The sequence below is a fragment of the Azospirillum sp. UENF 211521 genome, assembly GCF_058780535.1.
Genome location: NZ_JBSNCF010000001.1, coordinates 420,394 through 443,694, shown reverse-complemented (window position 1 = coordinate 443,694; position 23,301 = coordinate 420,394). Strand labels below are relative to the sequence as shown.

The 23,301-nt window shown below is 66.5% G+C and carries 25 protein-coding genes and 1 tRNA gene; 10 read left to right on the top strand and 16 right to left on the bottom strand.

All coding sequences use genetic code 11. From position 1 onward, the window contains the following. Positions 1-4 precede the first annotated feature (4 nt). From ACWPN5_RS02085 to ACWPN5_RS02075, 3 genes are all read right to left on the bottom strand, one after another. Positions 5-1,399 carry a class I SAM-dependent DNA methyltransferase gene (locus ACWPN5_RS02085; protein ID WP_492296345.1) on the bottom strand — a complete coding sequence of 465 codons (1,395 nt, stop codon included), beginning with the start codon at positions 1,397-1,399 and terminating at the stop codon, positions 5-7. A 448-nt stretch (positions 1,400-1,847) separates the two neighbouring features. Then, positions 1,848-1,985: a hypothetical protein gene (locus tag ACWPN5_RS02080; RefSeq protein WP_492293971.1), complete on the bottom strand. Its 138-nt coding sequence runs from the start codon at positions 1,983-1,985 to the stop codon at positions 1,848-1,850. Positions 1,986-2,090: 105 nt separating this feature from the next. Next, the gene (locus ACWPN5_RS02075; RefSeq protein ID WP_492293969.1) at positions 2,091-2,450 is read right to left on the bottom strand and encodes a plasmid mobilization protein; all 360 of its coding nucleotides are present in this window, start codon (positions 2,448-2,450) and stop codon (positions 2,091-2,093) included. Positions 2,451-2,755: 305 nt separating this feature from the next. Between ACWPN5_RS02075 and ACWPN5_RS02070 the strand changes: the two genes are divergently transcribed. Further along, positions 2,756-3,100 carry a hypothetical protein gene (locus ACWPN5_RS02070; RefSeq protein WP_492293968.1) on the top strand — a complete coding sequence of 115 codons (345 nt, stop codon included), beginning with the start codon at positions 2,756-2,758 and terminating at the stop codon, positions 3,098-3,100. A gap of 11 nt (positions 3,101-3,111) precedes the next feature. Continuing rightward, positions 3,112-3,864: a nucleotide-binding protein gene (locus tag ACWPN5_RS02065; RefSeq protein WP_492293966.1), complete on the top strand. Its 753-nt coding sequence runs from the start codon at positions 3,112-3,114 to the stop codon at positions 3,862-3,864. Between the two features lie 280 nt (positions 3,865-4,144). On the opposite strand, the gene ACWPN5_RS02060 is transcribed toward ACWPN5_RS02065, so the two are convergent. The 5 genes from ACWPN5_RS02060 to ACWPN5_RS02040 all read right to left on the bottom strand — a co-directional run bounded on the left by ACWPN5_RS02060 (position 4,145) and on the right by ACWPN5_RS02040 (position 8,287). Then, on the bottom strand, positions 4,145-5,158 hold the full coding sequence (locus ACWPN5_RS02060; RefSeq protein WP_492296343.1) for a replication protein RepA: 1,014 nt from the start codon (positions 5,156-5,158) through the stop codon (positions 4,145-4,147). A 357-nt stretch (positions 5,159-5,515) separates the two neighbouring features. Beyond that, positions 5,516-6,073 carry a hypothetical protein gene (locus tag ACWPN5_RS02055; protein WP_492293964.1) on the bottom strand — a complete coding sequence of 186 codons (558 nt, stop codon included), beginning with the start codon at positions 6,071-6,073 and terminating at the stop codon, positions 5,516-5,518. 30 nt (positions 6,074-6,103) lie between these two features. Beyond that, positions 6,104-7,303 carry a tyrosine-type recombinase/integrase gene (locus ACWPN5_RS02050; RefSeq protein WP_492293962.1) on the bottom strand — a complete coding sequence of 400 codons (1,200 nt, stop codon included), beginning with the start codon at positions 7,301-7,303 and terminating at the stop codon, positions 6,104-6,106. A 215-nt stretch (positions 7,304-7,518) separates the two neighbouring features. After that, positions 7,519-7,592: transfer RNA gene (locus tag ACWPN5_RS02045), tRNA-Gly, on the bottom strand. Positions 7,593-7,627: 35 nt separating this feature from the next. Next, positions 7,628-8,287, bottom strand: a complete 660-nt coding sequence (locus ACWPN5_RS02040) for a GNAT family N-acetyltransferase (protein WP_200479690.1) — start codon at positions 8,285-8,287, stop codon at positions 7,628-7,630. 415 nt (positions 8,288-8,702) lie between these two features. On the opposite strand from ACWPN5_RS02040, the gene apaG reads away from it, so the two are divergent. Together apaG and folE are read left to right on the top strand one after the other, a co-directional pair. Then, positions 8,703-9,095 carry a Co2+/Mg2+ efflux protein ApaG gene (gene apaG / locus ACWPN5_RS02035; RefSeq protein ID WP_114859762.1) on the top strand — a complete coding sequence of 131 codons (393 nt, stop codon included), beginning with the start codon at positions 8,703-8,705 and terminating at the stop codon, positions 9,093-9,095. Positions 9,096-9,429: 334 nt separating this feature from the next. Then, entirely contained in the window at positions 9,430-10,062 is a 633-nt protein-coding gene (gene folE, locus ACWPN5_RS02030; protein WP_492296341.1) for a GTP cyclohydrolase I FolE, read from the top strand. Between the two features lie 12 nt (positions 10,063-10,074). On the opposite strand, the gene ACWPN5_RS02025 is transcribed toward folE, so the two are convergent. After that, positions 10,075-10,662, bottom strand: a complete 588-nt coding sequence (locus ACWPN5_RS02025) for a helix-turn-helix domain-containing protein (RefSeq protein WP_145675710.1) — start codon at positions 10,660-10,662, stop codon at positions 10,075-10,077. A 236-nt stretch (positions 10,663-10,898) separates the two neighbouring features. Here ACWPN5_RS02025 and ybaK point away from each other — a divergent pair, with 236 nt between their 5' ends. From ybaK to ACWPN5_RS02010, 3 genes are all read left to right on the top strand, one after another. Next, positions 10,899-11,381: a Cys-tRNA(Pro) deacylase gene (gene ybaK / locus ACWPN5_RS02020; protein WP_145683475.1), complete on the top strand. Its 483-nt coding sequence runs from the start codon at positions 10,899-10,901 to the stop codon at positions 11,379-11,381. A gap of 136 nt (positions 11,382-11,517) precedes the next feature. Beyond that, a complete protein-coding gene (locus tag ACWPN5_RS02015; protein WP_492293959.1) occupies positions 11,518-12,429 on the top strand; it encodes an EamA family transporter in 912 nt (303 codons plus the stop codon). Between the two features lie 151 nt (positions 12,430-12,580). Next, the gene (locus ACWPN5_RS02010) at positions 12,581-13,096 is read left to right on the top strand and encodes a MarR family winged helix-turn-helix transcriptional regulator (protein WP_492293957.1); all 516 of its coding nucleotides are present in this window, start codon (positions 12,581-12,583) and stop codon (positions 13,094-13,096) included. Between the two features lie 4 nt (positions 13,097-13,100). On the opposite strand, the gene ACWPN5_RS02005 is transcribed toward ACWPN5_RS02010, so the two are convergent. The 5 genes from ACWPN5_RS02005 to ACWPN5_RS01985 form a co-directional block, all read right to left on the bottom strand. After that, on the bottom strand, positions 13,101-13,877 hold the full coding sequence (locus tag ACWPN5_RS02005; RefSeq protein WP_492293955.1) for an ABC transporter ATP-binding protein: 777 nt from the start codon (positions 13,875-13,877) through the stop codon (positions 13,101-13,103). Next, entirely contained in the window at positions 13,874-14,857 is a 984-nt protein-coding gene (locus tag ACWPN5_RS02000) for an ABC transporter ATP-binding protein (protein ID WP_492293953.1), read from the bottom strand. The genes ACWPN5_RS02005 and ACWPN5_RS02000 overlap by 4 nt, the downstream gene beginning before the upstream one ends. An 11-nt stretch (positions 14,858-14,868) precedes the next feature. After that, positions 14,869-15,789 carry a nickel transporter permease gene (gene nikC, locus ACWPN5_RS01995; protein WP_186466061.1) on the bottom strand — a complete coding sequence of 307 codons (921 nt, stop codon included), beginning with the start codon at positions 15,787-15,789 and terminating at the stop codon, positions 14,869-14,871. 10 nt (positions 15,790-15,799) lie between these two features. After that, positions 15,800-16,819: an ABC transporter permease gene (locus tag ACWPN5_RS01990; RefSeq protein WP_492293951.1), complete on the bottom strand. Its 1,020-nt coding sequence runs from the start codon at positions 16,817-16,819 to the stop codon at positions 15,800-15,802. A gap of 189 nt (positions 16,820-17,008) precedes the next feature. Continuing rightward, on the bottom strand, positions 17,009-18,616 hold the full coding sequence (locus ACWPN5_RS01985; RefSeq protein ID WP_492293949.1) for an ABC transporter substrate-binding protein: 1,608 nt from the start codon (positions 18,614-18,616) through the stop codon (positions 17,009-17,011). Positions 18,617-18,845: 229 nt separating this feature from the next. Here ACWPN5_RS01985 and ACWPN5_RS01980 point away from each other — a divergent pair, with 229 nt between their 5' ends. Together ACWPN5_RS01980 and ACWPN5_RS01975 are read left to right on the top strand one after the other, a co-directional pair. Further along, a complete protein-coding gene (locus ACWPN5_RS01980; RefSeq protein ID WP_162801236.1) occupies positions 18,846-19,004 on the top strand; it encodes a hypothetical protein in 159 nt (52 codons plus the stop codon). Between the two features lie 73 nt (positions 19,005-19,077). Next, entirely contained in the window at positions 19,078-19,299 is a 222-nt protein-coding gene (locus ACWPN5_RS01975) for a hypothetical protein (protein WP_145683459.1), read from the top strand. Between the two features lie 7 nt (positions 19,300-19,306). Here ACWPN5_RS01975 and ACWPN5_RS01970 read toward each other — a convergent pair whose 3' ends face one another. Continuing rightward, positions 19,307-21,100 (bottom strand): tetratricopeptide repeat protein, encoded by a 1,794-nt coding sequence (locus ACWPN5_RS01970; protein ID WP_492293946.1) that lies wholly within the window; start codon positions 21,098-21,100, stop codon positions 19,307-19,309. A gap of 80 nt (positions 21,101-21,180) precedes the next feature. On the opposite strand from ACWPN5_RS01970, the gene ACWPN5_RS01965 reads away from it, so the two are divergent. Then, positions 21,181-21,588, top strand: a complete 408-nt coding sequence (locus ACWPN5_RS01965) for a hypothetical protein (RefSeq protein WP_186466059.1) — start codon at positions 21,181-21,183, stop codon at positions 21,586-21,588. Between the two features lie 7 nt (positions 21,589-21,595). Here ACWPN5_RS01965 and ACWPN5_RS01960 read toward each other — a convergent pair whose 3' ends face one another. Then, positions 21,596-23,158, bottom strand: a complete 1,563-nt coding sequence (locus ACWPN5_RS01960; RefSeq protein ID WP_492293944.1) for a helicase HerA domain-containing protein — start codon at positions 23,156-23,158, stop codon at positions 21,596-21,598. Between the last annotated feature and the right edge of the window lie 143 nt (positions 23,159-23,301).

Here is a 23,301-nt window from a genome sequence, read left to right as displayed (position 1 = left end):
TGCCTTATCCACCTGAGTTCGGGGCATCTATTTCCTCAACACCGCTCACGATCGCGCTGATCTCCAACAGGGCCGCGCGTGCCTCAGTGAGCGCGTCGTCCATCTGAGTCATGAGATCGGCCAAGTCGGGCGTGCCCTCCTCAGGAGCGTCCTCCGTCCACCGAATATCGAGATCGTAGTTTCGCCTTCGGATTTCTTCCTTGGATACAGGTTTGAACCGCACACTCGGGGTACGCTGCGATCGACCATACGGATCCTCTCCAAACACGGTCTCGAAATCTTTAAAGTCGCCGTCCTGGAGGGTCTTGCGCTTCGTGAAGGTCGGCATGCCGGTCCGGAGATCGTAAAACCATACATCCTCGTTTGCTGGCTGCTCGGTATCGCGATGATTAAAGAAGAGGACGTTGGTTCGCACACCAGGGGCATAAAAAATACCCCCAGGCAGGCGCAGTATAGTGTGCAGGTCGAAATTCTCAATGAGATCCCGTCTAACCTGCAGACCGACTCCCGGCTCAAATAGTACATTATCTGGGACCACGACTGCGGCGCGTCCACGGTGGGCCATTGCGAGACCGATATACTGGAGGAAGGCGAGTTGCTTGTTTGCGGTAGGATAAGGGAGGTCGGCCCGCCGCTTGCGTGCACCACCGGCGCTGATTCCGAACGGCGGATTAGCTAGGATAAGGTTCGCTGGCTGCAGACCTTCCGAATCCGTCGTTAACGCATCGCCGTGGATCACTCGGCCGTTCATCCCGTGGAGATAAAGGTTCATGAGGCATAGTCGGAAGGTGTCCCGCTCGATCTCCAAGCCTTGATAGACGCGATCCTGCGCAGTTCGAGATGTATTTGCGCGATGCGCAGCGATAAGGAAGCCGCCAGTCCCGGCCGCCGGGTCAAAAATGGTCTCGCCTGCCTGCGGCTTTGTCACTCGCACCATCACGTCCACCAATGGCCTTGGAGTAAAATACTGACCAGAGCCAGACCTGGCCTCCGTCGCATTGCGTTCCAGGAGGCTCTCATAGATCAATCCCAGGTCATCACGGCTGCAGTCATGCCAATTAATAGCCTGAATCCCTGAAACTACCTTTTCGAGATTTTCGTCGTGGGAAAATACGGTTGTTGGAAAGGAAAATATGCTGCGGACGTTCTCATCAACAACGTCCTCGCCAAGTCGCGTCAGCAACTTACGATAAAAGCCCAGCATGCCGGGCCCTCGAGCTGCGAGGAGGTCGTCCCATCGACAGCCCTGCGGAATCTCACGCTCTGCGCCGAGCTGCTTCGCGTTCTTGAGGAACAGGAGGTAGGTAAGCTCAGATAGGTATTTGTGGTAAACGATGCCGTCGTCCCGCAGGACATGGCACAAGCTCCATAGGCGTCCCGCGAGGTCTTCCTGATCCATTGTGGTCACTGGCGTGCGTCCCTTTGCATTCTCTGCTGTGATAGCAGCCTTTGATCACCCACTAAAGAGGCAACCACATCGCTAACGTGTCAACCGGCGTCGGGTTGGGGTTCATCCGCTCATTCGACACAGCTGGCGGAATGGCTGGAATGAGTGATGGGGGTACGCTGCCTGGGCTGAAGTGGTTCCAGCTCTCCGGGAAGGAACTGGCCATGTCCCTTCATCCCAGCCCCAAAGGCGTTCAGAACCTCCCGCAGATCGACGCTGCACCGCTGGCCCCGCTTGGCCAGGCGAGGCAGCAGCGGTTCGATCAATATCCACTCTGGTCCGTCAGTTCCGTCGAATACCGCTCCGACCGCCGGTCCTGCCGCGCCTGCTTCGCCCGATGGGTCTTCGTCCACATCGCCTGTCTCCTGTTTCCACACCGAAAACAGGCAAATCACCTTTCTCAAACGGGCTCATAGAGGAATTCCGCCGCATCGAAGGGCTGAAGCGCCAGTGCGGATACGGCTTCCTCCATCTCGACGACGTTCATCGTTTCACCTCCTTCCCTGTGCAGTTGGCACCACGCCAGCGAGCGCAGCACCACGCGATATCCTGACCGCGACGACGCAGACACAGAGAGAACCGGAAGCGCGAGGGGCGGCGTAAGATGCGGCTGCGGTCGGAGTTTCGCCAGACCGGATCAGTCCTACGGGGACATCACTATCTTACGTGCGGTATTGATAACGGCTTCACTTGTATCGGCGATCCGTTCAAGAAGGTTGCACACCTGATGGTGGTTTTCCCTCTCCTCGTTGGTCAGCCAAATCTTGAGCAGGCCTCCGAGTCGATTGAGGTCGGCGTGGGTCCGGGCCAACACGGCTACCTGTTCATAGTCCACGACGCTCCGTGGCTTGGTCCCGAGTCCCACCTCCCGCAGATAGGTCGATAGGGACAGTCCGGCGGCCTTGGCGTTCGCTTCGATCTCCGCGCGCTCTGCAGGCAAGCACCAGACGTTGATGGGCGATGTGGTTCGGCGGGTGCCTTCACCCTGCGGCGTTCTCTTCATGGCGTACTCCTCGACGTGCAGGCGGAGCCTGCTGGCCTCGCAGAGCAGGAAGCCGTTGAGCCGCAGGCGAATAAGGACGTGATGGACCAGTGTACTGGTACATCACCCATCCTGCCCTGCAACGCAAATGAAAATTGATTCGCAGTACATACGAGGATCGTCGCGTTATGCCACTTGGTTCTTAATTACTCCATGCAGCGCAAAACGATTCGCAATACTTCGCGTGTGCGCGAAATTCATTTTCAAATCCGCGTTTGTGGATTATGTGCTGACTAAGAGCTTCGCACGCACAAACGGGAAGGCTGATGATGTCACGACTACAGGCGACAGCGGGACGGGTGGCGTTTCTGGCGCGACGGGAAGCGATCTGGGTGGAACTGACCAAGGGCTGGTCGGTATCTTCGGTCCACCGTCAGTTCGCGGCCGAGGTGCCCATTGGCCTTCGCCAGTTCCAGATCTACGTGAAGCGCTACCTCGTCGAGAAATCGCTGCCGCGCTTCGTCGCCTTGGCCGAGGTGTCCGGCGCCGCAACTCCCGCCACCCCGCTACCCTCGCTGGCCCCCGCGCCGCAACGGGCGTCCCACGGTTCCGAACCGCCGCCGCAGGTCTTCCTCCGTAACAGCAAGCCGACCTCCAGCGATCTTTACTGAAAGGTGCAAACATGGCGTTCGTTCATATCGTGCTTCAGGGCAAAGGCGGCGTGGGAAAGACCCTGGTCGCCAGCGTTCTCGCCCAGTACATCCAGGACAGCCACAAGAACGACGGCCGGCTGCTGGCCTTCGACGCCGATCCGGTGAACAGCACCTTCTCGACCTATCGGCGCTTTCGCGCCCAGACGCTCGACGTGCTGCCCGACGGCACCGTGAACCTTTCCGATGTGAACCAGATGATCGACGCCGCGCTTGACCACCACGGCGACGTGGTGATCGACATCGGTCCAGCGCTGTTCATCCCGTTGGCCAATCGTCTCGCCGATGGCTCAATCGTGCGCCCGTTGGAAAGCCGGGGGTGGAACGTGATGGTTCACTCCGTTGTCGCGGGCACCTCGGCCCAACTTGAGACACTGGAAGGCTTGGGCCGGACCATTCACTCGCTGCCGCCCAGCGTTCCAATCATCGTGTGGCTGAATGAATTTTTCGGCCCGATCATCGCCCCTGACGGACACTCGTTCAAAGAGATGAAGGTTTATACCAGCAATCTTCACCGATACGCCGGCCTCATTCAAATCCCGAACAAAGATCCCGCGACCTTTGGCACAGATTTACGCCAGATGTTGGAGAAGCGAAGAACCTTTGCGGAGGTTATTGCCAACGCCGACACTCGGATCATGACGCGTCAACGGCTGACGTTGATGCGCAACGAGCTGTATCGGCAGCTCGAAGCCATTCTGCCTACCAGACTGTCCATGGAGTAGGATGGGTGAGGCTGTGGTCCATGACCTCCGCGGTCAGCGCGGGGGTCGCGCCGCGGAGCATGGTCGCCGCGCATTATCCCCCGATGGTGACCATCCAACCACCGGTAAGAAATTTAGAGGAATAATATTACCGGTATTATGGGGTGGTGATCTCCCGTATCCGACTCGAATGCCGGGGGTGGCATAGTCCCGAACGAAGGGGTGGTAATGTCCCGTGGATAACCTTGCAGTTTCCCGCGCGATACGCACACCTGCGAGGGGGTGGTGATGTCCCGAACCATCACGACCAAAGGGTTTTGACGGGGAACGCCTCCTTCGCGATGGGTGGGGGCGACTGTCGCAAAAGTATGCCGCCCTCAACGGGCTCGACCCTGGCCTCGGGATAGACCGCCATAGCCATTATCAACGCTTTCCACATTTCACGCTTGAAGTTCTTCTTGTCGCTGTACTCCTGTCCGAACTGGTCGCGAAGGTTCGCCCACGATACCTTGGCGCCGGCTGCTGCCCGAACACGGTGCAGCCGGTGAGCCAACCATGTGTAGGTGTCCAAGGCCAACGCCGAGTGCCGCAAGGCGCCCAGGGCGCGCGGGTCCAAAGGAACTGCGAATTGACGCAACGTGTCGTAGAAGCGCAGTGAAAGCTCTAACGTGCCCGGCCATAGCGTTCCCTGCTTCCCTGTCTCATGTAGCCATGCCTCGAAACGTTCGATAGGCTGAGCTTGTACCGTGGTCTGTCCGATGCCCAGCCGCATTTCGCAGGCCGCCAGAGCCTTCATCTGTGCCTGGAAGCGCTTGTATTCGTGTCCTCCGGTATCAACACCGATCGTCAGCAGAAAACTGCGTATGCTGTCGCCGAGTTGCATAACCGGTGAGTTTGTTCGGACCGCCTCAGAACACAGGTGAATCAGCACCAGCCTGGGCATAGCCCCATAGGGAAGCGGTTGTTTTTCCCACCCGCGTCCTGTCCAAAGCGAACCTGCCCTCAATAACAATGATACATTTCCGTTTGTTCGCTCGAAGCTATCATCCTTGGTGCAGCTACGAGGCAATCCAACTTGACACAACACTGAATGCAGAAAGTTTATGGAACTTGGTTTTGATGATCGAATTTCGGCTCCCGCATTGATAATTCGCTCCACAATCGGCTTGCGTGATTTTAGATGTTTTCCCACGTCATTAATATTCTCAATCGGTGTTTCTTGCGATACCCGTTGAGAGTGCGAACTACTACTTTGTTGTTCGATCAAATGGTTTGGACGAGAGGCAACTTGACCCGCCGCGCTGGGAAATTTCATGGCGGTCACGATTTATCGTTTTCCGCTGTCGACTCCTTTGTTCGGCCATCAAGCCACTCCTGTATGTCTGAAACCCGATATCGAACGCAACGCGCCGACAGGGTGAGATAGCGGGGACCGCATCCACGGACGCGCCAATGGGCCAGCGTCTGCGGTGCAATTCCAAAAGTTTCACCCGCCTCCTCCGGCGTGCAAAGCCTCTCGAGGGGGTTTGCCGCAGACTTGCGTAGAATGGAACGTTTGCTCATCGAGGTGCCTCTCAGCGGTCAAGAGGCCCTCATTTTTCCCACGGATGCGTACTTGTCGACGTAAGTAGGGTAAGAAAGGGGAAAAACGGCTTTCCCCAACCTCACCTAATTATCTTGGCTTAAATTTATATATAGTAGACACGAAATCTTTTATGGTTTCATGACTATAGTCGAGATTAATTCCAAGGTTATTTATTTCTTCGTCGATTTTTTCTATCATCTTTGCCTGGGTTTCTGGATAGCTTTCCTTTTCTATTACTCTGCATGCAATAGCCGCAACAATCTTCCATCCAGATTTCGGAGCCCGTCCCTTACGAGGAAGTGCCGGCATCTCTTTAGTTTCCTTAACAATGACATCCACAAAACACTTTCCAAACGTAGGGCCTACAACACCCCAATGGTCATCACGGATATCAAATGAAAAATCTCTCATCTTGGCATGCGCCTTAAAGTAGATCCAAAATTCTCTTGTTATTTGGCTGTGCAAATCACCATCACGAGGGCGCCCATACGCAACCACTGCTCCATTAATAAACATATCTATAAAATCGTGAACATATTCCATCCCTTCTTTTTCACCTAAACCCTTTCTAATATTTGTTGTATCGGCAATCTTTGATCCAAGTTTATTATAAAGGAAGTCTTCATAAGGAAGTCCACGCTCCATATTCCCTCCCAACCATCACAATGCTTAGGATTATTGTTTCTGAAGAGATACGGTAATTCCCGCAACACGGTTCGTGGCAATTCTCAATGCATCATCCTGAAGATGAGCATAGCGGCTGGTCGTCTTGGCCTGGGTGTGTCCCAGCAATGCCCCAACCACGGGCAGGCTCTCCCCCGACGACACGAGCAAGCTGGCGAAGGTGTGGCGCACGTCATGCACCCGAACTCCTTCGATGCCGGCGCGGCGGCAGACCGCCGCCCAGAAGGTGCGGATGGTCGTCATGTGACCGTTGGCGCCGTCGCCGGAGAAGACCCACGGCGGCAGCTCGCCCTTGCGCTGCTTCGCCTCCTGGGCGCTCTGACGCTTCGCCAGAACCTCGACGGCGGCGGGCGAGAGGGGGACGCGGTGGATACGCTTCTGCTTCGTCGTCGCGGCCGGTTTGACCCACAGGCCGACGCTCAGGTCCACATGCCCCCATTGCATTGCCAGCACTTCGCCAACCCGAGCGCCGGTCAGCAGCAGCAAGCGGACCACATCGGCGGAGTCCTGTGCCTGGCTCTGGTCCAGAGCGGTCTGTAGGCGCGCAATCTCCTCTGGCGTCAGATACCGCTCGCGCCCTTCCTCCGCATTGCGCTCGATCTTGTTGGCAGGGTTCTCGGCCAGCATCCCCCAGCGCTCGGCGGTGGAAAAGATGGCGGAGCACAGTGACACCGCCCGATTCGCAGCCACGGGGAAGCGCTTGGAAATCCCGTGGTGCATGTCCTCGATGTCCTTGCGGCGGATGTCCGTAATGCGCTTCTCGCCAAGGACCGGCAGGATGTGGTTCTTCAGCAGCAGGCGGCGGTTCTTCAGGGTGCCGGCGCGGTTGCGCCGTCCGGCGACCTCCTCCAGCCAGCGAGTCGCGAACTCGGTCAGCGTCGGGTTCATGTCCGGCTTGACCTCGCGCGCCTCCTTGCGCTCCTGGGCGGGATCGCGGCCAAGGTCGGCGGTGGCGAGAACCTTCCGGGCCTCCTGGCGCGCTTTGTCGAGCGGCACCTTGTTGCAGAACCCGATGGTCATGCGGCGTTCCTTGCCACCACGAACGCGCATCTGCACGATCCAGGCTTTCGCACCGCTGGGCGTGGCACGGACGGCGAAGCCGGGCACCTCGCTATCCCAGACGAAGGCCTGCCCCTTCTCCGGCGGCTGTAGCTCGTCCACAAGGGTCTTGGTGAGGCGGACGCGGGCCATGCTGTGTCACCCCCTGCTTACACGAGAGGCGCTCACACGGCCGCTGGGCGGGCTTTCCGCGTGGGGGCGTTGATTCGCCTGCCTTCGGCTTACAGCCCGCTTACACGCCCTGTGTAAGCACCGATGTAAGCTAGCATGGGGCAGAATCAGGCACAACGAGGCACCACCGGGCATCCCGGTTCGGCGCTAACTCATTGATCTTCTAGGGAAGTCGTTGGAGCGGGTGAAGGGAATCGAACCCTCGTCGTAAGCTTGGGAAGCTTCTGCTCTACCATTGAGCTACACCCGCGCGCCGCATGTTTATAGGCGACGCTTTCGCCGCTTTCAAGCGGTTCGAGCATGCCACAGGCGGGATTCGGCAAGTTCCCGCGGGGAGGCGGCGAAAACCGACACCAGCGGCGAGATCAGCCGCGGAAACAAGGCGGTGCCGCCGGAAGCCGGCCGCACGTCCTCGTTCGCGGGCACGCCATAGCCCTCGTCCGTCGCCGGGACGGTCACCATGCCGGCGGCGCCGGCCAGGGCGCCGGGGACCAGCTCCAGCCCCAGGAAGCGGTCGAGATCGACCGGGCCCGGCAGGGCCATGTCGAGCGTCAGCTCCCGCGTGAAGCCGAACCGCGCGTAATAGGGCGCGTCACCGACCAGGATCACCGCCCGGTGGCCGAGCGCCGCCGCCTTGTTCAGGCTCATCCGGATCAGCTTGCTGCCGAGCCCGCCGCCCTGCAACCGGTCCGACACGGCGATCGGGCCGAGCAGGAGCGCCGGCACCGTGCCGCCGATGGTCACCGGCCAATAGCGGATCGTGCCCTCCAGGATCTCGTTGCCCAGTTCGTCATGCTCGATGGCGACGAAGCCGAGCTCCGGGATCGGGGCAACGCCCTCCCGCAGCTTGTAGGCGGTCTTCTTGAAACGATCCGGGCCGAAGGACCGGTCGAGCAGGGCTTCGATCGCCGCGTCGTGCCGCGGCTCTTCCAGGGAGATCATCATGTCAGGAGCTTCCCGGCAAAAGGACTGTGGTCGGAGGCGGACCGCGCCGCCGCGCCGGGGGAGCGCCGGATCAGTGCCGGCGGAGACCCGAAGCGTCCGCACGCGACCCAAGGACGGCCGCAACCGCGCGCAGCGCGGTATGGCGTCGTCGTCGGATGCTGATGCTGTGCGGACGAGACATGGGCAAGGCTCTTCGGCCGTTGCAGGGACCTCGCATATAACACCAGCGGACAGGGGGTTCAAGCGATCGTGAAAGGGCCGGAACCGGTCCGTTGCGCATGGCTTCCCGGTGTGTCCTGCATGCATCGCCGCACCCCCGTCCCGCCGCCTCGGGGCATCCGGAGGGGGTGTCCCTCGCTCCACCACTGGACAGGCGCTTTCCCCCGCCCCTATTCTCTGGGCCGGGAGTGCCGCCATGTACACGAAAGTCACCCGCGCGATCCGCGTCACCGTCCAGCCGGTCTTTCTCGACGAGCAGTCGATGCCCGCCGAAAGCCGCTACGTCTGGGCCTATCACGTCCGGATCGAGAACGAAGGCCAGGAGACCGTCCGGCTGCGCACGCGCTATTGGCACATCACCGACGCGCTGGGGCGCGTGCAGGAGGTTCGCGGGCCCGGCGTGGTGGGCGAACAGCCGGTGCTGGAGCCCGGCGGCAGCTTCGAATACACCAGCGGCACGCCGCTTCCCACGCCCTCCGGCATCATGGTCGGCTCCTACCGGTTCGAGACGGGCGCCGGCGAGGCCTTCGACGTGGCGGTTCCCGCCTTCTCGCTGGACAGCCCGCACCAGCCCCGCCAGCTGAACTGACAGCCGGACGGACGCCGCCCGCGCGGCGGTGCCGTCTTGGATTTCCCGGGCGCCTGCAACCGATCGCCGCAGGGCGCGCGGAACGGCGGGGTCCGGCGCCTTGACCGTGGGGCGGCGCACCCACTTGCGCCATACTCCGCTGCGCTGCCTGCCTTCGGAAGATTGCAGTGATCCGGGCGAGCGGCGGGTCGTATCTATACCCGATAAGCCGGCTCCGGCATCGGCGCGCCGCGCGACCGGACCGCTTGTCGCCAGGACCCATCCGACCGAGACTCGACCAGGAATCGAAAGGCTTCGCCCCGTGACGGCTTCCAAGACCCCGCACGCCGACAACATCCTCCGCGGCCCCGGCCATTCCGTCGGCGCCACCCACGGCGAGACCGCGCGCCCCACCCGCGCCGAAGCCGAGGAGGCCGTCCGCACGCTGATCCGCTGGGCCGGCGACGACCCGGCGCGCGAGGGGCTGGTCGGCACGCCGGACCGCGTGGTCCGGTCCTACGAGGAGTTCTTCGCCGGCTACGCCATCGAGCCGGAGGAGATCCTCGCGCGCACCTTCGAGGAGACCGACGGCTACGACGAGATGGTCGTCCTGCGCGACATCCGGCTGGAATCCTATTGCGAGCACCACATGGTGCCGATCATCGGCAAGGCGCACGTCGCCTACCTGCCCCGCCAGCGCGTCGTCGGCATCTCCAAGCTGGCGCGCCTCGTCGAGGCCTACGCCAAGCGCCTGCAGATCCAGGAGAAGATGACGGCGCAGATCGCCAACGCCATCGATCAGGTGCTGCAGCCCGAAGGCGTCGCCGTGGTGATCGAGGCGCAGCACCAGTGCATGACCACGCGCGGCGTGCACAAGACCGGCGTCACCATGGTGACCAGCCGGATGCTGGGCGCCTTCCGCAGCGACCCGTCCACCCGGCGCGAGTTCCTGTCGATGATCGGCAACCCCGGCTCCCGCGCGGAGTGAGCCGAGCCCGCGCTAATCCGCGCGGATGCCGTGCTGGCGCAGCAGGCTGTAGAGCGTCGGGCGGCTGACCCCGAGCAGGCGCGCCGTCGCCGACAGGTTGCCGCCGGAGCGGGCCAGCGAGTCGATCAGGGCGCGCCGCTCCGTCTCGTCGCGCAGGACGCGCAGCGTCGGCGGGGCGTCACCGGTGGCCAGCCGGCGCCCTTCCAGTTCCAGGTCGGCGCGCTGGAAGGCGCGCTGCACCACGCCGGCCAGCTCCTGCGCGTCGATCGGCTTGCCGCACACCTCGTGGGCGCCGCGCGCCACCGCGCGCACCGCCAGCACCCGCTGGTCTTGCGGGGCCAGAGCGATGATTTTGATCGACGGCGCCTCGCCCAGGATCAGCGACAGGGCGTCCAGGCCGCCACCGCCGTCTTGCGGCGATTCGTCCAGCCGCGCGAGATCGACCGACAGGGCCACCACCGGGGGCCGGTGCGCCCGCACCGCCTCCAGCGCGTCCGCCACGCCGCCCGCGGCGACGATCCGGCACACCGGCAGGGCATCCTGGACCCGGCCTTCCAGGGTGGGATCGTCATCGACGACAAGCAGCGTGCGTGGAACCATGATTCTCCAACTCTCCGACCGGGAAACGGGCCGGTGGTCAGAATCGCGGCAGGCGGCCCGTCTGTCCAAGGCGCGTTGGCATGAACACCGACGCAATTTGGGCAAAATTGCGTCGTCGAAAGGGGTGCACCGCGGCCGGACGCCCGTCCCCCCGCCACCCTCTCCCCCTCGTCCGAGCGGTCTGCTAAGCTCCCGGCGCGCAAGGGCGAATCCGCGCCCGGGGGAGCAGGGGCATCATGGCGGCGAAGGTCACACCGGCGGTGAACGCGGCGAAGGCGGCGGGGGTTGCCCACCGCCTGATGGAGTATGAGTACGACCCCTCGGCGGACGCCATCGGCCTGCACGCCGCCGCGGCGATGGGGCTGGACCCGGCCGTGGTCTACAAGACGCTGATCGTCCAGCTGGAGCCGAAGGCGCTGGCCTGCGTCGTCATCCCCGTCGCGGCGAAGCTGGACCTCAAGGCGCTGGCCGCCGCCGCGGGCGCCAAGAAGGCCGATCTCGCCGACCCCGCCCTGGCGGAGCGCACCACCGGCTACATGGTCGGCGGCATCAGCCCGCTGGGCCAGCGCAAGGCCCTGCCCACCTTCATCGATTCCAGCGCCGAGTCTCTGACGGAGATGGTCGTCAACGGCGGGCGCCGCGGCCTGCAGATCGCCCTGGCCCCGGCGGATCTCGCCCGCGCCACCAGGGCCGTGGTGCGGCGGATCGTGGTCCAGTAAGCGGACCGCCCGCCCACACCCCCGCCCAACACCCCCGTCATGCCACCGCCGCACTACCGCGGCGGCCGGGTTCCGGATAGGGTGCCGGCACGATGCCCTGCCCTGCGCCCCACCCCGCCCTTGCGAAGCTCCCATCATGCTGACCGCCAACCTTGCCGCCCTGGGGGCCGCGCTCTGCTGGGCGGCCAGCGGGCTGATCGCCATCGGCCCGGTGCGGGCCATCGGTTCGGTCGCCTTCAACCGCCTGCGCATGAGCATCGTCTTCGTCGGCACGGCGCTGGCCGCGACGCTTCTCGGCGGCTGGCAGACGCTCGACCTGCAGGGAGCGGCGATCCTGGCGCTGTCCGGCGCGGTCGGCATCGTGATGGGCGACACCGCGCTGTTCTGGGCGCTGGGGCGCATCGGGCCGCGCCGCAACTCGGTCATCTACGCCACCAACGCGCCGATCACCGCGCTGCTCGCCTGGGCCGTGCTGGGGGAGGCGCTGGGGCCGTGGACGGCGGTCGGCATCGCGCTGGTCACCGCCGGGGTGATGCTGGCGATTTTCTTCCGCGCCAGCCCGATCCCGAACGGCACCGGCACCGTTCCCCACGACTGGGAGTCGGTGCGCGGGCGCCTGCTGGTCGGCGTCGGCGCCTGCCTGATCGCCGCCGTCTGCCAGGCCGCCGGCTCGGTCATCGCCCGGCCGGTGATGGCGGCGGGCGCCGACCCCATCGCGGCGGCGGCGGTGCGCGTCGGCATGTCGGGACTGCTGCTGTTCGCGGGTGGGCTGCTGCCCGGCCAGCGCTTCGGCTTCGGCCCCGGCCTGACGCCGCGCATCTTCGCCCAGGTGGTGGTGAACGGCTTCATCGGGCTCGGGCTGGGGATGACGCTGCTGCTGATCGGGCTGGCCCACGGCAACGCCGGCGTGGTCGCCACCCTGTCGGCCACCAGCCCGGTGCTGATCCTGCCGATGCTGTGGGCCTTGACCCGCCAGCGTCCGGGGGCCGGCGCCTGGGCGGGCGCCATCGTCGCGGTGCTGGGCGTGGCGCTGATCGTGAACCGCTGATTCTCAACCCCTGATTCTCAACCGCTGAGCCGGTCGGGGACGTATCCGCGGATTGGAAATTTTTACCTGAAACGGTTGCGTCCGCCAATTTCCGGGGCAGGATGGAGAAACCGGCTTCCGGTTCCCGCATTCCGATAAGGCGCGACACCCCATGGCCTCCCCCCGCCGCAAGCGTTCCGGCGCCGACCCCGCCGCGCCGGTGCTGCATCTCACCCGCTTCCTGCCCTACCGCCTGTCGGTGCTGTCCAACACGGTCAGCCACACCGTGGCGAAGCTGTACGAGAAGCGATTCGCCATCACCATCCCGGAATGGCGGGTCATCGCCGTGCTGGGCGGCGGCGAGACGCTGAGCGCGGGGGAGATCGCCCAACGCACCGCCATGGACAAGGTTCAGGTCAGCCGGGCGATCAGCCGGATGCTCGATTCGGCGCTGATCCTGCGCGAATCGGGCGCCACCGACCGCCGCAAGGCGCAGCTCACCCTGACGCCCAAGGCGCTGGCGATCTACTCGGAGATCGTCCCCCTCGCTCTCGCCTACGAGCGGGAGCTGACCAGCGCCCTGACTGAGGAGGAGATGGGCCAGCTCGACGGCCTGCTGGCCAAGCTCCAGGCCCGGGCCGACGCGCTGGCCACCCGCCCCGCCGCGCAGATCCCGGACGCGGACTGAGCGCCTACGCGAAGTCCTTGAAGCTGTCCGCCGCCGCGCGGTCGTAGCCCTGGCTGGCGCGCAGGAGCTGGCGCGTGTAGTCCTCCCGCGCCGCGCCCCGGCGCAGGGCCTCCACGTCCATCTCCTCGACGATGCGGCCCCGGTTCATCACGGCCAGCCGGTCGCACATGGTGGCGACCACCGCCAGATTGTGGCTGACCAGCACGTAGGTCAGCGCGTGCTCCGCCCGCAGCCGCTTCAGCAGGTTGAGGATTTCCGCCTGCACCGACACGTCGAGCGCCGAGGTCGGTTCGTCCAGCAGCAGCACGCGCGGCTCCAGCACCAGGGCGCGGGCGATGGCGACGCGCTGGCGCTGCCCGCCGGAGAGCTGGTGCGGGTAGCGGAAGCGGAACTGCGGCCCCAGCCCGACGTCGCGCAGCACCCGGTCGATCCGCGCGTCGACGTCGCGCAAGCCATGGATGGCGATGGGCTCGGCCAGGATGCGGTCGATGGTGTGGCGCGGGTGCAGCGAGCCGTAGGGGTCCTGGAAGACCATCTGGCAGGACTTGAAGAAGCCCTTCTCACGGCGGCGGCTTTGCGCGGCCCCGGCCACGGCGATGGACCCGGTCCAGTCGTGGTTCAGACCGACGACGGCGCGCAGCACGGTGGACTTGCCCGAGCCCGATTCGCCGACCAGCCCGAAGCTTTCACCCTCCCGCACGGCGAAGGACACCCCCTGCACGGCGGCCACGGCGTCGGCGCCATGGCCGAAGGTGACGCGCAGATCCCTGACGTCGATCATCGCCCACCCTCCGCCGGACCATGTCCCCTCTCCCCTCTGGGGAGAGGGTTAGGGTGAGGGGGTCCGGCCATTGCCGAACGCACCGGTCCCCCAACATCCCCCTCACCCCGCCCCTCTCCCCGGAGGGGAGAGGGAGAGATATCTTCAAGCCAGGACGGGTCGCGCGCCAGCACCGGCAGCTCCGCCCGCGTGTCGTCCAGCCGGGGCAGGCTGTCGAGCAGGCCGCGGGTGTAGGGATGCGTCGCCGCGTGCAGCTCCGACGCGCGGCAGGTCTCGACCACACGGCCGGCGTACATGATGAGGATGCGGTCGCAGAAGGACGCCACCAAGTTCAGGTCGTGGCTGACGAAGATCATCCCCATGCCGCGGCTGGAACACAGCTCGTCCATGATCGCCAGCACCTGCATCTGCACCGTCACGTCGAGCGCCGAGGTCGGCTCGTCGGCGATCAGCAGGTCGGGGTTGGGGATCAGCATCATGGCGATCATGATGCGCTGGCCCATGCCGCCCGACACCTCGTGCGGGTAGAGTCCGTAGACCCGCTCCGGGTTGCGGATGCGCACGGCCTCCAGCATCTCCAGCGCGCGCCGCTTCGCCTCCGCCGTGCCGGCGCTGGAATGGACGCGGTAGGCCTCGGCGATCTGGGCGCCGATGGTCATCACCGGGTTCAGCGAGAATTTCGGGTCCTGCATGACCATGGAGATGCGGCGCCCGCGGATGCCGCGCAGCCGCTTCTCCGGCAGGGTCAGCAGGTCCTCGCCCTGGAAGCTCAGCCGGTCGGCGGTCACGATTCCGGGCGGCGGGACCAGCCGCAGGATGGCCCGCCCAGTCATCGACTTGCCGGAGCCGGACTCGCCGACGATGCCCAGCTTTTCCCGGCCCACGGTGAAGGAGACGCCGCGCACCGCCTGCGTCACGCCCGTCCGGGTGGGGAAGGAGATGCGGAGGTTCTCGACCTCCAGCAGAGGTTTGTCGCTCATTGGCGGTTGGCTCATTGGCCTTTCGGGTCCAGAACGTCGCGCAGGCCGTCGCCCAGCAGGTTGAAGCCCAGGCTGACCACGAAGATGGCGATGCCGGGCATGGTGGCGACCCACCACTGCTCCAGCACATACTGGCGCCCGGTGGCGATCATCGCGCCCCATTCCGGGGCGGGCGGCTGCGCGCCGAGGCCGAGGAAGCCCAGCCCCGCCGCCGTCAGGATGATCCCCGCCATGTCCAGCGTCACCCGCACGATCAGCGAGGAGGAGCAGAGCGGCACGACATGGCCGAGGATGATCCGCGGCGTCGAGGCGCCCTGGAGCCGGGCGGCGCTGATGAAGTCGCTCTTGCGGATGGTGATCGTCTCGGCCCGCGCGATGCGGGCGTAGGGCGGCCAGCTGGTGATCGCGATGGCGATGATGGCGTTCTCGATGCCCGGCCCCAGCGCCGAGACGAAGGCCAGCGCCAGGATCAGCTTCGGGAAGGCCAGGAAGATGTCGGTGACGCGCATCAGCACCGCGTCCACCCAGCCGCCGAGATAGCCAGCCACCGTCCCGATCAGCAGCCCGGCGACCGGTGCCGTCACCGCGACCAGCGCCACGATCATCAGCGTCAGGCGGGAGCCGTAGAGGATGCGCGACAGGATGTCCCGCCCGAAGGCGTCGGTGCCCAGCCAGTGCGCCGCGCTGGGCGGCAGCAGCCGCTGCGACAGGTCCTGCGTGTAGGGATCGTAGGGGGCGAGCAGCGGGGCCAGCGCCGCCATCAGCACCAGCAGCAGCACGATGCCCAGCCCGATCATCGCCAGCCGGTTGCGCGCGAAGGCCAGCCAGCCCAGATAGACCCGGCCCAGCCGGGCCTGCCCGCGGGACCGCGGCGTCTCCGCCGTCAGCCACGCCCGCATTCCGCCTTCGGTGGTGTCAGTTTGTGCGGTCATCGCGCCACCCTCATCTCGCACGGGGATCCAACAGACGATAGAGCAGGTCGGACAGCAGGTTCAGGCCGATGAAGACCGCCCCCACCACCAGCGTGCCGCCCAGCACCGCGTTCATGTCCGCCGACAGCAGCGAGTTGGTGATGTAGAGCCCCAGCCCCGGCCAGGCGAACACCGTCTCCGTCAGCACCGACCCCTCCAGCAGCGAGGCGTAGGACAGCGCCACCACCGTGGTCAGCGGCACCGCGATGTTGCCCAGCGCGTGGCGCCAGATCACCCGCGCCTCGGACATGCCCTTGACGCGGGCCGTCGTGATGTATTCCTGGCGAAGCTGGTCCAGCATGAAGCTGCGCGTCATGCGCGCGATGTAGGCGACGCTGTAGAGGCCGAGGATGCCCGCCGGCAGCACCAGATGGTGCAGCGCGCTCCAGAACACGTCGCTCTCACCGGCCAGCAGGGCGTCCACCGTGATGATCCCGGTCACCGGATCGACCAGCCCCTCGTAGAAGACGTCCACCCGCCCCGGCCCCGGCGCCCAGTCGAGCCGCGCGTAGAAGACCAGCAGCGCCATCAGCCCCAGCCAGAAGATCGGGATGGAATGGCCGATCAGCCCGATCACCCGGATCAGATGGTCCGGCCAGCGCCCGCGGTGGACGGCGGCCATCACCCCCGCCGGGATGCCCAGCAGAACGCCGACGACCAGCGCGGCGGTGGCCAGTTCCAGCGTCGCCGGGAAGACGCGCAGGATGTCCTCCAGCACCGGGCGGGAGGTCAGAACCGAGGTGCCGAAATCGCCCTGGATCACGTCGCCGACGTAGCGCAGGAACTGCTGCCACAGCGGCAGGTCCAGCCCCAGCTCCTGCCGGACGCGGGCGTAGGTGTCGGCGGACACACGGTCGCCGACCACGGCGATCACCGGGTCGATGGGCACCACGCGCCCGATTAGGAAGGTGACGAGCAGGAGGCCGAGGACGGTCAGCGCCACCGAGACGAGCAGACCCGCTCCGCGGATCGCATGACGCCGCCCCGGCATCCCCGGTCGTTTCAAGATAGCGGCCAAGTTTCACCCAAGCTTGAAAGCAAAAACCCTCTCCCCCCTGGGGAGAGGGGAGGGTGAGGGGGTTGCGCTTGTGCCGAACGTACGAGCCGTGCGAATCCCCCTCACCCTAACCCTCTCCCCGGAGGGGAGAGGGGATGACGTGCGGGAAGGATAAAGCCCGCCTTACTTCTTGCTGACCTTCCAGTAGTAGTTGCTGTCGAAGCTCGGCCCCCAGACCAGACCCTCGACGTTGCTGCGCTCCGCGATCACCTCGGTCTGCTGGAACATGATGACGAAGGGCGAGGTCTCCAGAACTTCGCGCTGAAGCTCCTGGTACATCGCAGCGCGCTTGGCGGTGTCGCGCTCCTCGACCGCGGCGGCGGTCTTCCTGGTCAGCTCGGGGATGTCCCAGGCGTTGCGCCAGGACAGCGGCTTGGCCTTCGCGTCGTCGGCGTTGTCCGGGTTGGCGGCGAAGGTGTCGGCGTTGGTGTTCGGGTCCTGATAATCGGCACCCCACTGGTAGAGCAGCGCCTCGTGGTTGCGGGCGCGGTACTTGGTGACCACCTGCTTGCCGTCCGCCGGCAGCAGGTTGATCTTGATGCCCGCTGCCGCCGCGCTGCCCTGGATGGCCTGGGCCATGTCCATGCTGGGCGAGGTGTTGCGGACGTCCATGGTCACGGTGATGCCGTCCGGATAGCCGGCTTGGCGGAGCAGCTCCTTCGCCTTGGCCGGGTCGTACGTGTACGGGTTCTCCTCCAGCGCGCCGAGGAAGCCCTTGGGCAGGAAGGCCTGATGGACGGTGCCGAGACCGTTCATGATGGTCTTCGCCATGCCGTCGTAGTCCACGGCGTATTTGAAGGCCTTGCGCACGTCGGGCTTGGCCAGCACCTCGTTCTTCTGGTTCAGGCCGAAATAATAGAGCGTGCCCTTGGGCGCCTGGACGATGCGGATCTTGTCGTTGCCGCGCAGCGGCTCGAACTGCTCCGGCTTCAGGTTGCGGGCCACGTCCACGTCGCCCTTCTCCAGCAGCAGGCGCTGGGTCGCCGGCTCCGCGATGTGGCGGATCAGCACGCGCTTCACCGCCGGCGCACCGCCCCAGTACTTGGCGTTGGCCTCCAGCGACAGAAGCTCGCTGGCCTTCCACTGGCGCAGCACGAAGGGGCCGGACCCGGCGGAGTTGGTCTTCAGGAAGGCGGCGCCGAAGTCGCCGTTGACCTCTTTGCTCTTGACCAGCTTGGCATCGACCACGCCGGAGACGTCGGCGGTCAGGCAATAGAGCACGAAGGTCGGGGCGTAGGTCTTGTCCGTCTCGAAGACCAGGGTGCGCGGGTTGGTCGCGCGGACCTTCTGATCGACGTTCTCCGGCGTCAGGCCGAACTGGGTCAGGATGAAGGCCGGCCCCTTGTTCATCTTCACGGCTCGCTGGAGCGAGTAGGCCACGTCCTCCGCCGTCAGCGGGTTGCCGGAGTGGAACGTGATGCCGTCGCGGATGGTGAAGGTGAAGGTCTTGCCGTCGTCGGAAACGGTCCAGCTTTCCGCCACCTGCCCGTAAATCTTGCTGACGTCGTTGACGTCGAAGCGGATCAGCCGGTCATAGACCTGGGCGCCGTATTCGGCCCCCGACAGCTCGAAGATCTCGCCGGGATCGAGCGTCACGATGTCGTCGAACTGCCAGGCCATGACCAGCGTGTCCTTCGGCGTGTCGGCCAGGACCGGCGTGGCCGCGAGGCCGAAGGAAAGACCGGCGGAAAGGATGGCGGCGCCGGCCAGACGGCGCGCGAGCGTGTTCATGGTTCCCATACTCCCTGCGTGATCCCGGAACGACCCCGGATGGGGCGAATTCTCTTTGGAATTCTTAGCGGTTAACGGCCGGATGATCCGGCGGCGCGGGTTCGCCTGTCAAGCGGGCGGCGGTCATAGCGGTCCCCTGCGACCAAACGCGAAGGCCGTACCCCGGTCCGGAACGGGCTTGCCGATCCCGCCCGTCCGTCCACATCACTGGCAAAGCGATGGAGGACCCATGGACCAGGACCACGAGAACGGCCAGTCACGCGTGCCCAAGCCGCCGAGCCGCGACGAGGTGGAAAAAATCAGCGACGCGCAGCGCTACATCACCGACGACTGGACCGGCGACGGCGGAAAACCGGCGGATCAGCCGGCGGATGATGCCAAAGGTTGACATGGCGAACGTTGAGTCCGGAACCGTCCCCGCGTAGCTTCGGCGACCAGAAACCACGCGCGCGGGGACGAGCATGATCGGGAACGACGGAAAACCGGTGTCGAAGGAGGGGCTGCGCCAGCACCTCGCCGCCTACAACACGCAGTCGCGCGGCTCGAAGGAGTTCGCGGCGATCCCGCGCGCTCTGGTCACCGTCTGCGACAATTTGAAGGCCGGCAAGACCACCTACGTGAAGTGCCTGGACGGCCAGTTGCAGCTGTCGCGGCGCAAGGACAACAGCGTCCAGGCGTCGTAGCGGCCCGTCACCCCTCGCCCTTCACCGGAAAATCGAACCAGGGCAGGCGTAGGAATTCGTACTCGCGCAGCCGTGGCACCCGCCCGCGCCGCGTCCAGTCGTGGAGGATGGTGTAGGGCGCCGCCTGATCCAGCGTCCAGGCCGCCTCGCCGCGGTCGAAGAACCAGCCGATGTAGGCGCCGACGAGGCCGAGGAATTCCCGCCCCGCCGCGGTCGGCGCGATGCCGAGGAAGCTGACGATGATGTCGTCGAACGGCCCGCGGGCGCGGCGGTCGCGCATGATCGTCAGGTCCCAGTCTGCCCCGCTGCGCAGATCGGGTCGAAGCGGCGCCGTGCAACGGGCGTCGATGTCGGTGATGAAGACCGGCGCCCCCGTCCGGTCCAGCAGGTCCAGGGCCACGAAGAAGCGCGCGCAGGCGTAATAGGTGGTCTCCGCCCCCGGCGCGTGGGTGGACAGGTCGATGCGCTCCAGCGACCAGGACAGCCGCCCCGGCTGGGCGGCGCAGCGGCGGTCCAGATCGGCGCGGTCCGCCGCGCCGGGGTTGACGATGTGGACATGCACGCGGTCGCCCGCCGGGTGCTTCAGCGCGTGGGAGAGGAACCAGCCGCCGAAGCGCCGCCAATAGCCGGAATCGACGCTGACCAGCAGGATCGCGCCACCACCCGCCGCGGGCGGAACCGGCATCGACCGCTCCCCCGCCTCGGCGATGCGCGGCCGATACCCGGCGAGCGCATCGAGGAAGACCGGGCGCGCGTCGACCTGCCGCCATTTCGCCGCCTGCGGGTCGGCGCGGATCGCTTCCTCCGACCAGCCGCGCAGACAGCGCCGGGCGAGCCTCGAGGCGGTCACCAGCCGCCCCCGCCGGTAGAGGCCGTGGGCGATGCAGGCCGCCGCCGCACCGTCTCCCGGCGCGCGTCGCAGCCGGTCCCGCGCCCGCCCGGCGATCCGCTCCAGCCGCGCGTCGTCCAGCATGCCACGGTGGATGGTCAGCACGGCGGTGCGGAACAGCGCAGCCTCCGCCACCTCCCCAGCCCCGCGCTCCAGCGCCGCCAGGAACAGGTCGAGCGCGCGGGCGAGCGGTTCGCCCCAACTCGCCTCCGGGTGGTCGGCGCGGGGAAATTCCGGCAGGGCGCCGCTCGCCTGCAAGGTCGCCATGGCGAGGTTGCTCAGCGCCGCCCCGTCGTCCGGACGCAGCCGCGCCGCCCGGTCGTAGCCCGTCACCGCCCCATCGGCCTCCCCCGCCGCCAGCCGTGCACGCCCGACGGCCGCCCAGCCGTCGGCGCTGTCCGGCGCTACGGACAGCGCATGGGACAGCCAGCGCCCGGCCGCCAACGGTTCCGGCCCACCGGCCAGAAGCCGCCCCGCCACCAGCGCCGCCGCCCCATAGCTGGGGTCGATCCGCAGGGCCGTGCGGAAGCATTCCAGCGCCTCCCCCATCCGGCCCAGATCGCCGAGCGCCAGCCCCCGGTTGAAGGCCGCCTTGGCCCGCGCCGGCTCCAACGCCAGGGCGCGCGCGTGCTGCGCGGCCGCGCGCACCGCGTCCCCGCCGCCGCGGCGCAGGCTGCCCAGATTGTCGTGATAGTCCGCCGCCTCCGGGTCCAGCGCGATGGCCTGGGCGATCAGCGACAGCGCCTCCTCGCTCCGCCCGGTCTGGCCCGCCAGGACACCCAGCAGATGCAGCGCGTCGGCCTGCCGCGGGTCGGCGTCGAGGATCGCCCGGTAGACCCCGGCGGCCTCGCCCATCCGTCCGGCCCGGTGGTGGCCGATGGCGATGGCATAGGCTTCGGACAGGCTGACCATGACGACTCCGGGAACGTTCGGGGGGCTTGCGACATCGCGCCCGCTTGCGGAGGCGTGCCGTCCCTCTACCATCGCGGGCCATGAGAACCGATCCCGACGGCCTCCCCCATCATGACGACCGCCGCGCGCTGGCGGAAGCCCTGCGCGCCGCTCTGACGCAGCGCTTCCCGGACGCCGACGCCGATCTGACCGCGGCCATCGGGGCCATGGCGGCCAGCCGCTTCTTCGGGGTGCGTTTCCGCGCCGAGGGCAACGCCGCCCGTGCCTGGGTCGCCCGCCGCCCCAACCCCGACGTGTTCGAGGTCTGGGACCCCGCCACCGGCGCCTGGGATTTCGCCGAGCGCCTGCCCGACCCGTCATTTTACCAACCGGCTCCCGAGGGCACCGCGCGCATCACTGCCAAGGCGCAGGAGGCCATGGCCGCAGTCGCCGCCGCCGGGCGTCTGGCCCACGCCCTGGCCGCCGGGATCGAGCCCGACGACGAGTAAAGAGGAATCAGGCGGTGGCGAACAACCCGCCATCCTCCGGCCCCTCCGATCCGTCATCGGCGTTCGGGTCGCCCAGCGCCGTCTCCCAGCCCAGCGCCGGCAGGGCGATGCTGCGCGTGTTGCCCAATCCGCTGCGCGTGGCGACGAAGCCGCGCTGCTCCATGTAGGTCAGCAGGCGCCGCGCCCGCCCGCGCGACCGGCTGCCACAGGCGCGCGCCACCTCGGCGTCCGACGGGCAGGGCAGATGGTCCAGCGCCGCGCGGGCCAGCAGCAGGAAGACGACCTGGATGTCCTCCGGCAGGGTGGCCGCCACCTGGGTTGCCTTTTCCCAGGCGGGATTCTCCTCGGTGCCGTCCCCCGCCCCGGCGCGGGCCGCCGCCAGCTTGCGCCGGAAGGCCGGCAGTTCCAGGAGCTCGCCCCGCACCCCCTGGGTCCGGCAGCGCACCAGGAAGTCCTGATAGAGCACGGCGATGGAGCGGTAGGGCGCCTCCGGATCGGCCAACACCGCGCGCAGGATCGCCTCGTAGGCGGCTTTGCGCTCCGCCGCCTGCTCCGGTGTTTCCGGCTCCTCCATGGGCAGCGCGGGGGCCGCGTCCTCGCCCTCCGGCTCCACCGGCAAGGGGCGCGGGCGTGCAAGCTGGGCCAGCAGGTCGGCGCTGGCGCTGGTCGAGGGGCGGCGCACCGGCAGACGCGGCGGTTCCAGCTCGCCCGGCTTGAAGATCAGCTCCCGCGCGTCCTCCAGCGGGGTGTCAGGCAGCGGCATCAGCTTCGGGCTGCCGGCCCGCCCCTGCGTCTCCACCGCGCCGATGCGCAGCGGCAGCGGACGGCGCGAGATGGCCGGGCCGAGCGCGATGAAATGGCCGCGCTCCAGATCGCGGAACATCTCCGCGGTGCGGCGCTCCATGCCCAGCAGGTCGGCGGCGCGGGCCATGTCGATGTCGAGGAAGGTGCGGCCCATCAGGAAGTTGGAGGCCTCCGCCGCCACGTTCTTGGCGAGCTTGGCGAGGCGCTGCGTCGCGATCACCCCGGCCAGCCCGCGCTTGCGGCCGCGGCACATCAGGTTGGTCATGGCGCCCAGCGAGACCTTGCGCGCCTCGTCCGACACCTCGCCGGCGGCCGACGGGGCGAAGAGCTGCGCCTCGTCCACCACCACCAGCATGGGGTACCAGTGGTCGCGGTCGGCGTCGAACAGCCCGCCCAGGAAGGCGGCGGCGTGGCGCATCTGCATGTCCGCGTCCAGCCCCTCCAGGTTCAGCACGACGGAGATGCGGTGCTGGCGCACGCGGGCGGCGACGCTCTGCAGGGCGGCCTCGCTGTGCTCGTCGGCGTTCACCACGATGTGGCCGAAGCGCTCGGCCAGGGTCACGAAGTCGCCCTCGGGGTCGATCACCGCCTGCTGCACCCAGCGCGCGCTCTGCTCGATCAGGCGGCGCAGCAGGTGCGACTTGCCGGAGCCGGAGTTGCCCTGCACCAGCAGGCGGGTCGCCAGCAGCTCCTCGAGATCCAGCATCGCCGACGCCCCCGTCGCGCCAGCCGTCATGGCCGCCCCCATGTCGATGCCGACCTTCATGCCCCGCCGCCCCCCGATCCATCATCGTCTGCGTTGAAGCGCACCCCTATAGCGCAAAGCGGGGCCGCGGTGCGAAGGGCATTTTGGATCGCCCGCCGCCGGCACGCCCGGCCTTTGTCACGAAATCGAAAAGATGATCCGCT

What these genes read in the sequence shown, in the direction of transcription:
- ACWPN5_RS02085 (WP_492296345.1), bottom strand. Translation starts at nt 1,399, where the DNA reads ATGGATCAGGAAGACCTCGCGGGACGCCTATGGAGCTTGTGCCATGTC.
- ACWPN5_RS02075 (WP_492293969.1), bottom strand. Translation starts at nt 2,450, where the DNA reads ATGAAGAGAACGCCGCAGGGTGAAGGCACCCGCCGAACCACATCGCCC.
- ACWPN5_RS02070 (WP_492293968.1), top strand. Translation starts at nt 2,756, where the DNA reads ATGATGTCACGACTACAGGCGACAGCGGGACGGGTGGCGTTTCTGGCG.
- ACWPN5_RS02065 (WP_492293966.1), top strand. Translation starts at nt 3,112, where the DNA reads ATGGCGTTCGTTCATATCGTGCTTCAGGGCAAAGGCGGCGTGGGAAAG.
- ACWPN5_RS02060 (WP_492296343.1), bottom strand. Translation starts at nt 5,158, where the DNA reads ATGAAATTTCCCAGCGCGGCGGGTCAAGTTGCCTCTCGTCCAAACCAT.
- ACWPN5_RS02055 (WP_492293964.1), bottom strand. Translation starts at nt 6,073, where the DNA reads ATGGAGCGTGGACTTCCTTATGAAGACTTCCTTTATAATAAACTTGGA.
- ACWPN5_RS02050 (WP_492293962.1), bottom strand. Translation starts at nt 7,303, where the DNA reads ATGGCCCGCGTCCGCCTCACCAAGACCCTTGTGGACGAGCTACAGCCG.
- ACWPN5_RS02040 (WP_200479690.1), bottom strand. Translation starts at nt 8,287, where the DNA reads ATGATGATCTCCCTGGAAGAGCCGCGGCACGACGCGGCGATCGAAGCC.
- apaG (WP_114859762.1), top strand. Translation starts at nt 8,703, where the DNA reads ATGTACACGAAAGTCACCCGCGCGATCCGCGTCACCGTCCAGCCGGTC.
- ACWPN5_RS02025 (WP_145675710.1), bottom strand. Translation starts at nt 10,662, where the DNA reads ATGGTTCCACGCACGCTGCTTGTCGTCGATGACGATCCCACCCTGGAA.
- ybaK (WP_145683475.1), top strand. Translation starts at nt 10,899, where the DNA reads ATGGCGGCGAAGGTCACACCGGCGGTGAACGCGGCGAAGGCGGCGGGG.
- ACWPN5_RS02015 (WP_492293959.1), top strand. Translation starts at nt 11,518, where the DNA reads ATGCTGACCGCCAACCTTGCCGCCCTGGGGGCCGCGCTCTGCTGGGCG.
- ACWPN5_RS02010 (WP_492293957.1), top strand. Translation starts at nt 12,581, where the DNA reads ATGGCCTCCCCCCGCCGCAAGCGTTCCGGCGCCGACCCCGCCGCGCCG.
- ACWPN5_RS02005 (WP_492293955.1), bottom strand. Translation starts at nt 13,877, where the DNA reads ATGATCGACGTCAGGGATCTGCGCGTCACCTTCGGCCATGGCGCCGAC.
- ACWPN5_RS02000 (WP_492293953.1), bottom strand. Translation starts at nt 14,857, where the DNA reads ATGAGCGACAAACCTCTGCTGGAGGTCGAGAACCTCCGCATCTCCTTC.
- nikC (WP_186466061.1), bottom strand. Translation starts at nt 15,789, where the DNA reads ATGACCGCACAAACTGACACCACCGAAGGCGGAATGCGGGCGTGGCTG.
- ACWPN5_RS01990 (WP_492293951.1), bottom strand. Translation starts at nt 16,819, where the DNA reads ATGCCGGGGCGGCGTCATGCGATCCGCGGAGCGGGTCTGCTCGTCTCG.
- ACWPN5_RS01985 (WP_492293949.1), bottom strand. Translation starts at nt 18,616, where the DNA reads ATGAACACGCTCGCGCGCCGTCTGGCCGGCGCCGCCATCCTTTCCGCC.
- ACWPN5_RS01980 (WP_162801236.1), top strand. Translation starts at nt 18,846, where the DNA reads ATGGACCAGGACCACGAGAACGGCCAGTCACGCGTGCCCAAGCCGCCG.
- ACWPN5_RS01975 (WP_145683459.1), top strand. Translation starts at nt 19,078, where the DNA reads ATGATCGGGAACGACGGAAAACCGGTGTCGAAGGAGGGGCTGCGCCAG.
- ACWPN5_RS01970 (WP_492293946.1), bottom strand. Translation starts at nt 21,100, where the DNA reads ATGGTCAGCCTGTCCGAAGCCTATGCCATCGCCATCGGCCACCACCGG.
- ACWPN5_RS01965 (WP_186466059.1), top strand. Translation starts at nt 21,181, where the DNA reads ATGAGAACCGATCCCGACGGCCTCCCCCATCATGACGACCGCCGCGCG.
- ACWPN5_RS01960 (WP_492293944.1), bottom strand. Translation starts at nt 23,158, where the DNA reads ATGAAGGTCGGCATCGACATGGGGGCGGCCATGACGGCTGGCGCGACG.